Genomic DNA, 11,971 nt, shown 5'->3' on the forward strand with positions numbered 1-11,971 from the left:
ACGGGCGTATCACCTGAGCGCTACGGTGCGGCCTGTGACCGGCGGTCCAGAACTGTACGGGTTCCCTCCACCCGAGACCGTCCCCGACCTCAGGTGGCTGGGCCCCGACTACGTGTCCGTACTCGTGTACGACCTGACGCAGGGACTCCTGCGCCAGGATCCGCGCACGTCCGTGATGGGCGTGCGGTGCGAGGGCGAGCCCCTGCTCGAACCCTCGGTCGACCCGGCGGGCGTCATCCGCGCGCACGACGCCTGCTTCCCGCTGCAGGTCTTCCTGCAGGACGGCGCCGGGCGCCCCTGGCGCCTGCGTGGGCGATGGACGTACTCGGGCCGCGAACTCGGCACGGCTACCGCGTCCATCACCCACTTCTGGCACCTGGTGTCGGCGGAAGGCGTCTAGCCGCATCCGGGACCGGATCCAGTCCCGGTCGGGTGTCTAGTCCCGGTCGGAGGTCTCCCGGTCCGACGCCGCGGGGTCGTGTGCCTCCGGGGAGGTGATCCGCGCGATGTGCTCGGTGATGTCGCGGGCCAGGGCCTGCGGCGTGAGGCCGATGTCGGCGAGGATCTCACCGCGGGAGGCGTGGTCGAGGAACTCCTGCGGGATGCCGAACGTGCGGATCGGGGCGTCGACCCCGGTGTCGCGCAGGAGGCGGGCGACCGCGTCGCCGACGGCGCCGGTGCGGCCGTTGTCCTCGGCGACGGCGACCAGGGCGTGCTCGCGGGCGAGTTCCGGCAGCGCCGGGTCGATCGGCTTCACCCACCGGGGGTCGACGACGGTGACGCCGATGCCCTGCGCGGCGACCAGTTCGGCCGCCTCGACCGCGGGCGCCGCCATCGAACCGGCCGCGACCAGCAGGACGCGGGTTCCGTTGGAGCCGTCGTGGCGGGCCAGGACGTCCATCCCCCCGGCCTTGCCGATGGCCTCGATGTCGTCGATGGCCGGGCCCTTGGGGTAGCGGATCGCGGTCGGGCCGTCCGAGACGGCCACGCACTCGCGCAGCAGCTCCCGCAGCCGGGCGCCGTCACGCGGCACGGCGACGCGCATCCCCGGTACGAGCTGCAGGATCGACATGTCCCACATGCCGTTGTGGCTGGCGCCGTCGTCGCCGGTCACGCCGGAGCGGTCCAAGGCGAACGTGACGGGCTGCCTGTGCAGCGCCGCGTCCATCAGGACCTGGTCGAACGCGCGATTCAGGAACGTCGCGTACACCGCCACGACCGGGTGCAGCCCGCCCATCGCGAGGCCGGTGGCGGACGTGACGGCGTGCTGCTCGGCTATGCCCACGTCGAAGATGCGGTCGGGGAACGCCTCGGCGAACGGGGCCAGCCCGACCGGGTAGAGCATCGCGGCGGTGATGCCGACCACGTCGCGGCGCTCACGCCCGATCGCGACCATCTCCTCGCCGAAGATCTTCGTCCAGGCGGGGCCGCCCTTCTTGCGCACGAACGCGCCGGTGGCGGGGTCGAACGCGCCGCCGCCGTGCATGCAGTCCTCGGTGTCGTTCTCCGCCGGCGCGTACCCGCGTCCCTTGGTGGTGATGCAGTGCACGATGACCGGGCGGCCGAACCCGCGGGCGCGGCGCAGCGCGCGCTCGACGGCGTCCTCGTCGTGACCGTCGATGGGGCCGATGTACTTCATGCCGAGGTCTTCGAACATGGCCTGCGGCTGCAGGACGTCCTTGAGGCCCTTCTTGATGCCGTGCAGGGTCTCGTAGGCGACGTTGCCGACCACCGGTGCCCGCGGCACGGTCTTCTTGATGAGGTCGAGGGCGTGCTCGTAGCCCTGGGTGACGCGCAGGTCGGCGAGATGCCGCGCGAGGCCGCCGATCGTCGGCGAGTAGGAGCGGCCGTTGTCGTTGACGACGATGATGACGGGGCGGTCGACGCCGCCCGCGATGTTGTTGAGCGCCTCCCAGCACATCCCGCCGGTCAGCGCGCCGTCGCCGACGACCGCGACCACGGCGCGGTCGGTCTCACCGCGCAGCTGGAACGCCTTGGCGAACCCGTCGGCGTACGACAGCGCGGTCGAGGCGTGCGAGTTCTCGATGATGTCGTGCTCGGACTCGGCGCGGCTCGGGTAGCCGGACAGGCCGCCGCGCTTGCGCAGCTGCTCGAAGTCGTGCCGGCCGGTGATCATCTTGTGGACGTAGGCCTGGTGCCCCGTGTCGAACATGATCTTGTCGTGCGGCGAGTCGAAGACCCGGTGCAGCGCGATCGTCAACTCGACCGCGCCGAGGTTGGGCCCCAGATGCCCGCCGGTCTTGGAGACCGCCTGGACGAGGAACTCGCGGATCTCCTCCGCGAGCCGAGACAGTTGAGCGGCGTCCAGTCGTTTGAGGTCGTCGGGACCTGTGATCGACTCCAGCAGGCTCACTCGTTTCAACTCCTCCATCGGGGATCGGGTCTCCCCTGGCTCGGGCGCCGTTCCGAGTTTAATCCCGGTTCGCCCGTGACGCGCCGAAGGCCGCCCGCACGGCGCGTACGAAACGGCTACCCCCCGAGGAAACGACTGACCATACCGGTGGGGATGGGGTAGGAACAGAGCATGGTCGTCGAAGAGATTGTGCTGCTCAACGCGGAGGACGAGGCCGTCGGGACCGCACCGAAGAGCGCGAGCCACCATGAGGACACGCCGTACCACCTGGCTTTCTCCTGCTATGTGGTGGATACGCAGGGTCGTGTCCTGATCACTCGGCGCGCCCTGGGCAAGCGGACGTTCCCCGGCGTCTGGACGGGCAGCTGCTGCGGCCACCCCGGCCCGGGTGAGGGGCTGCGCGACGCGGTTCTCCGGCGGCTGAGGGACGAGCTGGGCATTCCGGACGCGTCGTTCACGTCCGTCCTGCCCGGGTTCCAGTACCGCGCGGTGGCCGAGGACGGGACCGTCGAGCACGAGCGCTGCCCCGTCGTGCGGGCCACCGTGCCGGCGGCCGGCGCGGCCGTCCACCCGAACCCGGATGAGGTGGAGCGGGCGGAGTGGTGGACGTGGGAGCGCTGCCTGGACCTCGCGGGGCGGCCCGAGTCCTCGCCGTGGTACCGGCTCCAGCTCGCCGAACTCGCACCCCTCGGCGCGCCGCTGGACTGGCCGGACGCCGGACGCCGGGACCTGCCGCCCGCGCTCGGCTGGTAGGCCGGCGGGCGGTCCGGACGACCGCTGCGGCCCTGCGGCCCGGCGAGTACGGCCCGCGGAGAACACGGCCGGAGCGAACGATTCGTCCCGTCCTGTGATGCGCATCACCGCTTGATCACTTTTCCGTCCCCGGTGTTGACCGGTGCGCCGTCCGAACGGACGCTTGCTTTTCCCGGGGTAATCGAAGGGACGGACGATGCGAGTACGTGCTCCCAGACGCCGCCTGACGGTGTTCGCGGCCGTTGCGATGACCGGCGCCCTCTCCATGTCGGCCTGCGGCGCGAACGAGGAGAAGGGCTCGAACAACGACAAGTCCGAGGTCGAGGTCTTCTCCTGGTGGACCGGTCCAGGCGAGGCCGACGGGCTGAAGGCGATGCAGGCCGACTTCGAGAAGAAGAATCCCGGCACCGAGTTCGTCAACGCTGCCATCGCGGGCGGGTCGGGCACGCAGGCCAAGGCCGTCCTCGCGAGCCGGCTCCAGAACAACAAGCCCCCGGACTCGTTCCAGGGCCACGCGGGCGCCGAGCTGCTCGACTACATCAAGGCCGGGCAGATCGAGCCGCTGGACGACTTCTACGCGCAGAACGGCCTGAAGTCGGTCTACCCGAAGCAGCTTCTCGACCAGATCACCTACAAGGGCCACATCTACTCGGTCCCGGTGAACATCCACCGGTCGAACGTGCTCTGGTACAACCCCGACATCCTCCAGGAGGCCGGGGTCTCCGGGCCGCCCACGTCGATCGCCGAGTTCATCACCGCGCTGAAGGCCGTCGACGACAAGACCGACAAGGTCCCGCTGTCGCTCGGCGCGCAGTGGACGGCCGACCACCTGCTGGAGAACGTCCTGCTCGGCAGCCTCGGCACCGACGCCTACAACGCGCTGTGGGAGCCGGGCGCCGACTGGGGCGGCGCGGCCGTCACCAAGGCGCTGAACGAGTTCGCCGAGATCATGAAGCTCACGACGCTGGAGGCGGCGTCCACCGACTGGCAGGGCGCGGCCAAGGCCGTCGTGGACGACAAGGCCGCGTTCAACATCATGGGCGACTGGGCGTACGGCTACTTCACCGGCGCCGCGCCCAACGGCCTCGGCAAGAAACTCGACGTCGACTTCAAGTACGCGCCCGCACCGGGCACCCAGGGCACCTACATGTGGCTGTCGGACAGCTTCACCCTGCCCAAGGGCGCGCCGCACCGCGGCGGGGCGACCGCGTGGCTGAAGGAGGTGTCCAGCAAGGAGGGGCAGGACCTGTTCAACCCGAAGAAGGGTTCCATCCCCGCCCGCACGGACGGCGACAAGAGCCTCTACACCGGGTACCTCCAGTACGCGCTGGAGCGGTGGACCAGCCCTGACATCAAGCTCGCGGGCTCGTTCTGGCACGGCGTGACCGCCAGCAACAAGTGGCACACCGACATCGACACCGCGGTGGGTCTCTTCCTCCAGGACAAGGACGTGGCCAAGCTCCAGGAGGGCCTGGTGAACGCGGCCAAGAACAGCGGACAGTGAGGCTTCGCCGTACCCGGAAGTGGCTGCCGGGCCTGCTGCTGGTCTCGCCGTCCATCGTCGCGATCGGCCTGTTCGTCTACGGGCTCATCTTCTGGAACACGCGGGTCGCGCTGAGCGGCAAGCACGACGAGATCTCGGAGTACGGGTTCGACGGGGGCGAGAACTTCGTCGACCTGTGGGACCAGCCGAGCTGGCCGGGCGCCGTGCGCAACGCACTGGTGTTCACGGCCGTGTTCGTCGTCGGCGCGCTGCTGCTCGGCGCGTTCCTCGCGTTCCTGATGGACAAGGGCATCCGCGGCGAGGCGTCCTTCCGCATCATCTACCTGTTCCCCATGGCGGTGTCGTTCATCGCCACGGGCGTGGTGTGGCGCTGGCTGATGAACCCGGCGCCGCCGCAGCGCGCGGTCGGCCTCAACCAGCTGTTCGACAAGCTCCATCTGGGGGCGCTGGCGAACAATTGGTGGCAGAACCCGGACTGGGGCATGGCGGCGATGGCACTCCCGGCGATCTGGCAGATGTCCGGATATGTCATGGCGTTGTATCTGGCCGGGTTCCGCAGCGTCCCCGAGGACCTGCGGGAGGCGGCGCGGGTGGACGGCGCGTCCGAGTGGAAGGTGTACCGGTACGTGGTGTTCCCGCAGCTCCGCCCGGTGACGCTGTCCGCGCTGATCATCCTCGGGCACATCTCGCTCAAGGTGTTCGACCTGATCATGGCGATCGCCGGCAAGCAGATCATCACCTATGTCCCCGCCATCGCCACCTACGTCGAGATCTTCGACCGGCACGATCCCGCCAACGGCGCCACGATCGCCACGTACATGCTCGTCGCGGTGGCCCTCCTGGTCATCCCGTACCTGGTCTGGTCGGTGCGCGGGGAGCGGCGGCGATGACGGCCGCGAAAGCGCCGGCGGCGCGCGGGGCGTCCGGCATCGGGCAGATCGCCAAGCTGGCCGTCCTGCTGGCGTTCGTCCTGCTGTTCCTCATCCCCGTGTACGTGCTGGTCGTCACGAGCTTCAAGCCGCTGGAGGAGGCCGACCCGAGCAGCGCGTGGAGCCTGCCGGACCAGTGGAGCACCTACGGCTGGAGCGCCGCCTGGAGCGAGCTGAAGGGCGGCCTGGCCAACAGCGTCAAGATCGCCGTCTCCGGGTCGATCATCTCGGCGGTGCTCGGCTCGCTGAACGGCTACGTCCTGTCCAAGTGGCGGTTCCCCGGCGCGGACGTCGTCTTCACCCTGTTCCTGTTCGGCATGTTCATCCCGTACCAGGCGGTGATGATCCCGCTGGCCGGGCTGCTGACGGAGGTGGAGCTGTCCGGGACGATCCGGGGCCTGGTCCTCGCGCACGTCGTGTACGGCATCCCGATCTGCACGCTGATCTTCCGCAACTACTACGTGACGATCCCCGACGAGCTGATCGAGGCGTCCCGCGTCGACGGCGCCGGGATACTCCGCACGTACTGGTCGGTCGTCCTGCCGGTCTCGGGCCCGGCGTTCGCGGTGACGCTGATCTGGCAGTTCACCTCGATGTGGAACGACTTCCTGTTCGCGGTGTTCCTCGGTGCCCCCGACAGCTGGCCGGTCACGGTGATGCTGAACAACACCGCGGGCTCGGGTGCGGTCGCCGTCCAGTACAACCAGCAGATGGCGTCGGCGCTCCTGGCGTCCCTGCCGACCCTCCTCGTCTACTTGCTGCTCGGACGATTCTTCATGCGCGGACTGATGGCGGGGGCGTTGAAGGGCTGATCCCACGAACACGACAACCCGACCGCCTTCTCAGGCGTCACATGGATGATCGAAGGAGATCCGGATGGGAATCGAACGGTTTACCGAACGTCCCATGCCGGACAACTACCCGTTCGCCTCATCCGTTGGCATATCCGCCAAGATGCGCCTAACCTCTCGGGCATCGTCGCCCGGCACACCGGCGTCCCGCCGGACCCCCGGCGATCCCGAGGCGACGGAGACCGGGCGAACACTGGAGGTGACCGCGTGCAGGCGATGAGTGTTCAGCAGCCCTGGGCGTTCGCGATAGCGCGGGGCGGCAAGACCGTCTCCAACCAGGGACTGCCGACCGCCTACCGCGGCCCGGTGCTCATCCACGCCTCCATGCGCGTCGACCTGAAGGCGTGCGACTCCCCGCTCATCCAGGCCGCCGGCTGGGACCCGCGCGACCCCCTCGCCACCATCGGCGCCGTCATCGCCGTCGCCGACCTCGACCACGTCTGCTCCGCGACCGTCCCGCCGGTCGAGCGGGGCTCCTGCGACTGCGGCCCCTGGTCGGACCGAGGCGCCCACCACTGGCACCTCAACGGCGTACGGGCCCTCCCCCGCCCCATCGTGTCCCTCGGCCACCCCGGCCTCTGGCAGCCGAAGCCCTCCCTGGTCGCCGAGGTGACCACGATGTTCGCCACCACCGCCGCCCTCAACAACGCCACCTGAGGGTGAACGGCTCACTACGCTGAGCCTCTGTTCCATCAGGTGAACGGGGGGTTCGGAACCATGCGCGTCGTCCATGATCACGGCGGCTTCGGTCGGTACACGCTGGAGGATCTGCACACCCTGGAGGCAGACGGCGGGGGCTTCGAGCTCGAAGACGGCTGGCTGATCGAGTTGGCTCCGAGCCCACGGCACAATATCGCGGCGCGACGGATCCGGGACATCGTCACGGCGGCGGGGGCCGACTCCGAGGTTTTCGTCGACGGCGGCGGCTCGTGGGAGATCAGCACACCGGCGGGCATTCGCAAACCGGACGTGTTCGTCATACCCAACGAGGTTTTGGACGCCGCGATCGTCGATCAGTTCCCAGTGGGCATTTCCGGACGGGACGTTCTCCTGATGGCCGAGGTCATCTCGCCCGGCACCAGCAGCGAACGAACCGACCGGGTCAGGAAGCCCAAGGAGTACGCGGCTCTGGGCATCCCGCAGTTCTGGATCGTCGAGTTCACTCCTCGCCCGAAGGTGCAGGTCCATGTCCTGGACGACGAGGCGCATGCATATCGCCTGGCTCGTACGGTCCACGGCGGGGAGCCGCTGGAGGTCAGCGTCTCGGCGGACAGGCCGTTCACCGTGCGGTTCGACCCGAAGACCCTGGTGGAACTTCCCCGGTACCTTACGGATCTCTGAGTGCGTCGGCGGCGTGGCGGAGGCGGGTGAACTCGGCGGTGATGCGATCGAGCGGCCAGGACGCGTTGAGTCCGCTCGGGTTGGGCAGGACCCAGATTTTCGCGGGGCCGAACGTCTCGTCCTGGGGGCCGATCTGGGTGCGCGGACGGCCGAACGCGGTGCGGTAGGCGGTCACCCCGGCCACGGCGAGGTAGGCGGGGCGGTGCCGTTCGACGAGCGCTTCGAGGCGGCGTCCGCCCTCGCGGAGTTCTTCGCCGGTCAGCTCGTCGGCGCGGGCGGTGGTGCGGCGCGCCAGGTTGGTGATGCCGAGGCCGTAGGAGGGCAGGAGGTCCTGCTCGGACGGGTCCAGCAGCCGGTCCGTGAAGCCGGAGCGGTGCAAGGCGGGCCAGAAGCGATTGCCGGGACGCGCGAAGTGGTAACCGGTGGCGCCGGAGTAGAGGCCGGGGTTGATGCCGCTGAACAGAACGCGGAGCGCCCCGCCGTCCGACGGAAGGACGTCGGGGATGACACGGTCGCGGGCGGCCTCCAGGTCGGCCTTGCTAGGGCGCATCAGACCAGATTACGGATGATCAGCATAACCGCGGACGTGCCGACGACGATGAGGAGCGCGAGGCGGAGGCGTCCGGCGTCCAGGTAGCGGCGCAGCGGGCCGGCGGCGAGGAACCCGGCGAGGACGAACGGGAGGAGCTCCAGGCCCGCGGTGACCTGCCGGGCGGGGAGCTGCCCGGCGAGGGCGAGGGTCGCGAGGGACAGCAGCGCGCCGCCGATGAAGAACAGCGCCAGGGTCGCACGGACGCGGGGGCCGCTCTCACGCTGGTACAGCAGCGCGATCGGCGGGCCGCCGATGCCGGACGCGGTGCCGGTGGTGCCGGAGATGAGCCCGGCCGCGGCGAGCGTCCGCCGGTTGCGGGGCACCTCCCGCGACCAGGCCGTCGCGGCGAGCGCGGCGAGGACGACGAAGCCGATCACGATGCTGAGCGTGCGGTCCGGGACGGCCGCGACCAGCCAGGCGCCGAGCGGCGTCCCGGCGAGGCGGCCGCCGAACGCCCAGCCGATTCCCCGCAGCTCGACGTGCCTGAACTCCTGGGCGAGGGTCGCGACGGGAAGGACGAGCGCCATGACGAGGATCGAACCCGGCATCAGGGACGGGAACAGCATCGTCACGATCGGGGTCGCGACGAGCCCGACGCCGAGGCCGACGCTGCCCTGCACGATCGCGCCGACCAGCGCGGCCAGCCCGCCGAACAGGAGAAACTCGAGATGCGACACGCCGTGGAGGCTATATCCCCATCTTTCCGGTCTGCGATCGCCCCATCACGCCGACGCCTCGGTGAGGCGTTCGAGTTGCTCGTCGGTCAGCGTCGTGCGGGCGGCCTCGACGAGCGGCGGGAGCTGGTCGAGCGTCCGGGCGCTGGCGATGGGCGCGGCGACGGTCGGCTGTGCGGCGAGCCAGGCCAGGGCCACGGTCGCGACGGCGGCGCCCTGCTCCTCGGCGACGATGTCGAGGGCGGCCAGGACCCTGCGCCCGCGTTCGGTCTCCAGGTGCCGTGCCGCCTTCCCGGCGCGCACACTGTCCACATTGGCCCCGGGACGGTACTTGCCCGTCAGGAACCCGGACGCGAGGCCGTAGTAGGGCAGGGCGGTGAGCCCGTGCCGTGCGGCGATGTCGCGGCGCGGCCCTTCGTAGGTGTCGCGCGACACCAGGTTGTAGTGCGGCTGGATCGCCACATAGCGGGCCGTCCCTTGACGTTCGCTGAACTCCAGGGACGCCTCCAGCCGGTCGAGTTCGATGTTGGACACCGCGATCTGCCGGACCTTGCCCTCGGTGACCAGCTCGTCCAGCGCCGTCATGATCTCTTCGACGGGGACGGACGGGTCGTCGAAGTGCGTGAAGTACAGGTCGATGCGATCGGTGCGGAGCCGCCTGAGCGAGTCGTCCGCGGCGGCCTTGATGTTCGCCGGGGCCAGGCCCATGCGGTCGGGATGCCTGCCGACCTTGGTCGCTATCACCATGTCGTCCCGGTTGCCGCGAGCCTGCGCCCACTCCCCGATGATCGTCTCGGACTCCCCGCCGCTGTTGCCGGGCGCGGACGCCATGTACGAGTCGGAGGTGTCGATGAAGTTGCCGCCCGCCGCCGCGTAGGCGTCCAGGATCTCGAACGAGGTCTCCTTGTCCGCCGTCCACCCGAAGACATTGCCGCCCAGGCAGAGCGGAAAAGCGTCCAGCTCACCGATCCTGCTCATGTCAGCCATACAGCGATCCAATCAACGCGGTTCGAGACGGCCATTCCCAAGAGCGCGGGTAACACTCACTGCCGCAGCGGCCGGTCTTGCAGGAACCGGTCGATGACCTGCGCGGCCTGCTTGATGTCGCCTCCGCAGAAGCACAGGAACCCGCCGCGTCCGCGCGGAGCCTCATGGAAAGCCCAACCGCCGCCGGGCGCCGCCAGCACGCACAGGGACACGGCGACTCCGGCTCCGGAGACGAGCAGCAGCGGCGTCCTCGCCGGGACGACCTGGGAACGGTAGCTCTTCACACAGCGCCACCCGCGCCGCTCCAACGCGAGAGCGAGCAGGTCCAGGTACCGCACGGCGGTGTCACGGTTTCGTTCGGTGCGCCACTTAAGGCACCGGAAGCGGATCATCCGGCGCACCTGGTAGCCCGTCAGCGAAGCGCGGCCCACGTGACCTTGCCCCCTTCGTTGAGCGGGCGGACGCCCCAGTCGTGCACCAGTTCGGCCACGAGCAGCAGCCCGCGCCCGGAGATGGCGGCGTGGTCCTCCGCCTGGACGACCGGACGCCCCTCGCCCGCGTCCCACACCTCCACCACGGGACGGCCGTCGCGCTCGTCGCGGAACACCCGCACGACGATCGGCCCCTTCCCGTGCCGCCAGGCGTTGGTGACGAGCTCGCAAACGACGAGCCGCCCGACGTAGTCGTCGGTGATCCCCCACTCGGCGAACCGCTCGGCGAGAAACCGCCGCGCGAGCCGGGGAGCCTCCTCGGTCGGGTCGAGGACGAGCGGAGGCGGAACCTCTGGGGCAAGAGCTGTTGATGGCATGGCTGCGACCTAACGTCGTCGGATTGATCGCCCCCTATTGAGCCACCACGCACGTACTCAGCGTCACGAAGCGCAGGTGGTTGCCTGGCTATCTCTTCTGACCAGATTTCTGAACTTGGTAGCCGCTTGAGTCAAGGTTGGTGAACGATGCCCGCATGGCACCACGACGGTCGAGAGCGAAGGTCAGCCCGAGCCTGGTCGCGTTCGGGCGCAGGTTCCGCAGATTCCGGGAGGCGAAGGGATGGAGCCAGGAGAACGTTGCACGTCGCGCTCGTGACGGAGAGGGCGTCACGTCTCAGTACATCGGGCAGGTCGAAACCGGCCGGACGCGCTGCACCCGCGAGTTCGCCGAGCAGATGGATCAGGAGTTCGAAGCGAACGGTGAGCTGGTCGAGTTCTGGGAGGACCTCGTGAAGGGGGCCGAGTTCCCGACCTGGTACGAGTGGCTCCCAATCGAGGAGACGGCGGAGGAGCTGACCTGCTACAGCCTCTCGCTCGTCCACGGCCTGCTCCAGACACCCGGCTACGCCGAGGTGCTGCTGTACGGCGACAAGGAGAAGACCGAGGAACGCCTCGCCCGGCAGGGCATCCTCACCCGCAAGAGTCCGCCCCCGCCCGGCTGCACCTTCCTTGTGGACGAGGGCGTACTGCTACGCGAGGTCGGGAACCCGCAGATCATGCGTGAGCAGTGTGATCACCTCATCGAGGCGCCGAAGACCCTGGGGGTATCCCTGCAAATCGTGAAGATGCGAGGCGACCACCTCGGGAACATCAGTTCCTTTACGATCGCGACCATGGAGGATATGCGGGAGGTCGCGTACTTCGAGTGCCCGGCACGCGGATTCACATTGGAGGGGAGTGACGAGCTCGCCACCATCCGCCGGACACTGCGAGAGGTGCGGGCCTTGGCCCTCCCGACAGATCAGTCGCTTGATGTCATCCGAAAGGTGCAGGCAGAACGATGGACCTGAACACGGCCACCTGGCGAAAGAGCACCCACAGCGGCGGTACCGGAGGCGAGTGCGTCGAACTCGCGTCGGGCCCCGGCATCATCGCCGTCCGCGACTCCAAGAACCCGGACGGGCCCAAGCTGCTCCTGGGACGCGACGAGTTCGCAGCCTTGGTGGACGTCCTCAAGCACTGACACTCCCCGAGACG

Annotated in this window: 15 protein-coding genes; 9 read left to right on the top strand and 6 right to left on the bottom strand. The window is 69.3% G+C overall.

What is annotated here, in order from left to right:
• Window positions 1-34: 34 nt before the first annotated feature.
• Entirely contained in the window at window positions 35-400 is a 366-nt protein-coding gene (locus tag ACGFIS_RS17375; protein ID WP_392971643.1) for a hypothetical protein, read from the top strand.
• Window positions 401-436: 36 nt separating this feature from the next.
• Here the strand turns inward: ACGFIS_RS17375 and dxs are convergent, their stop codons facing one another.
• A complete protein-coding gene (gene dxs, locus ACGFIS_RS17380) occupies window positions 437-2,374 on the bottom strand; it encodes a 1-deoxy-D-xylulose-5-phosphate synthase (RefSeq protein WP_392971646.1) in 1,938 nt (645 codons plus the stop codon).
• A 171-nt stretch (window positions 2,375-2,545) separates the two neighbouring features.
• On the opposite strand from dxs, the gene idi reads away from it, so the two are divergent.
• The 6 genes from idi (at window position 2,546) to ACGFIS_RS17410 (ending at window position 7,752) form a co-directional block, all read left to right on the top strand.
• Window positions 2,546-3,127 (top strand): isopentenyl-diphosphate Delta-isomerase, encoded by a 582-nt coding sequence (gene idi / locus ACGFIS_RS17385; RefSeq protein ID WP_392971649.1) that lies wholly within the window; start codon window positions 2,546-2,548, stop codon window positions 3,125-3,127.
• A 196-nt stretch (window positions 3,128-3,323) separates the two neighbouring features.
• Entirely contained in the window at window positions 3,324-4,631 is a 1,308-nt protein-coding gene (locus ACGFIS_RS17390) for an ABC transporter substrate-binding protein (protein WP_392898673.1), read from the top strand.
• A complete protein-coding gene (locus tag ACGFIS_RS17395; protein WP_392971652.1) occupies window positions 4,526-5,521 on the top strand; it encodes a carbohydrate ABC transporter permease in 996 nt (331 codons plus the stop codon). The genes ACGFIS_RS17390 and ACGFIS_RS17395 overlap by 106 nt, the downstream gene beginning before the upstream one ends.
• The gene (locus ACGFIS_RS17400; protein ID WP_392971655.1) at window positions 5,518-6,372 is read left to right on the top strand and encodes a carbohydrate ABC transporter permease; all 855 of its coding nucleotides are present in this window, start codon (window positions 5,518-5,520) and stop codon (window positions 6,370-6,372) included. The genes ACGFIS_RS17395 and ACGFIS_RS17400 overlap by 4 nt, the downstream gene beginning before the upstream one ends.
• A gap of 255 nt (window positions 6,373-6,627) precedes the next feature.
• Window positions 6,628-7,068, top strand: a complete 441-nt coding sequence (locus ACGFIS_RS17405; protein ID WP_392898682.1) for a hypothetical protein — start codon at window positions 6,628-6,630, stop codon at window positions 7,066-7,068.
• A gap of 60 nt (window positions 7,069-7,128) precedes the next feature.
• Window positions 7,129-7,752 carry a Uma2 family endonuclease gene (locus ACGFIS_RS17410; RefSeq protein WP_392898685.1) on the top strand — a complete coding sequence of 208 codons (624 nt, stop codon included), beginning with the start codon at window positions 7,129-7,131 and terminating at the stop codon, window positions 7,750-7,752.
• Here the strand turns inward: ACGFIS_RS17410 and mug are convergent.
• From mug to ACGFIS_RS17435, 5 genes are all read right to left on the bottom strand, one after another.
• Window positions 7,739-8,302, bottom strand: coding sequence for a G/U mismatch-specific DNA glycosylase (mug, locus tag ACGFIS_RS17415; RefSeq protein WP_392898687.1), 564 nt, complete (start codon window positions 8,300-8,302; stop codon window positions 7,739-7,741). The two genes, ACGFIS_RS17410 and mug, sit on opposite strands and share 14 nt — an antisense overlap.
• A complete protein-coding gene (locus ACGFIS_RS17420) occupies window positions 8,302-9,021 on the bottom strand; it encodes a sulfite exporter TauE/SafE family protein (protein WP_392971658.1) in 720 nt (239 codons plus the stop codon). Before ACGFIS_RS17420 ends, mug begins: the two co-directional genes overlap by 1 nt.
• Window positions 9,022-9,066: 45 nt before the next feature.
• The gene (locus ACGFIS_RS17425; RefSeq protein WP_392971661.1) at window positions 9,067-9,996 is read right to left on the bottom strand and encodes an aldo/keto reductase; all 930 of its coding nucleotides are present in this window, start codon (window positions 9,994-9,996) and stop codon (window positions 9,067-9,069) included.
• A 65-nt stretch (window positions 9,997-10,061) separates the two neighbouring features.
• The gene (locus tag ACGFIS_RS17430) at window positions 10,062-10,397 is read right to left on the bottom strand and encodes a hypothetical protein (RefSeq protein WP_392971664.1); all 336 of its coding nucleotides are present in this window, start codon (window positions 10,395-10,397) and stop codon (window positions 10,062-10,064) included.
• Window positions 10,398-10,417: 20 nt separating this feature from the next.
• On the bottom strand, window positions 10,418-10,813 hold the full coding sequence (locus ACGFIS_RS17435; RefSeq protein WP_392898698.1) for an ATP-binding protein: 396 nt from the start codon (window positions 10,811-10,813) through the stop codon (window positions 10,418-10,420).
• Window positions 10,814-10,968: 155 nt separating this feature from the next.
• On the opposite strand from ACGFIS_RS17435, the gene ACGFIS_RS17440 reads away from it, so the two are divergent.
• Window positions 10,969-11,784, top strand: a complete 816-nt coding sequence (locus ACGFIS_RS17440; RefSeq protein ID WP_392971667.1) for a Scr1 family TA system antitoxin-like transcriptional regulator — start codon at window positions 10,969-10,971, stop codon at window positions 11,782-11,784.
• Window positions 11,775-11,957 carry a DUF397 domain-containing protein gene (locus ACGFIS_RS17445; protein WP_392898704.1) on the top strand — a complete coding sequence of 61 codons (183 nt, stop codon included), beginning with the start codon at window positions 11,775-11,777 and terminating at the stop codon, window positions 11,955-11,957. Before ACGFIS_RS17440 ends, ACGFIS_RS17445 begins: the two co-directional genes overlap by 10 nt.
• Window positions 11,958-11,971 lie beyond the last annotated feature (14 nt).

The sequence above is a fragment of the Spirillospora sp. NPDC048824 genome (assembly GCF_043198455.1).
Taxonomy (GTDB): domain Bacteria; phylum Actinomycetota; class Actinomycetes; order Streptosporangiales; family Streptosporangiaceae; genus Spirillospora.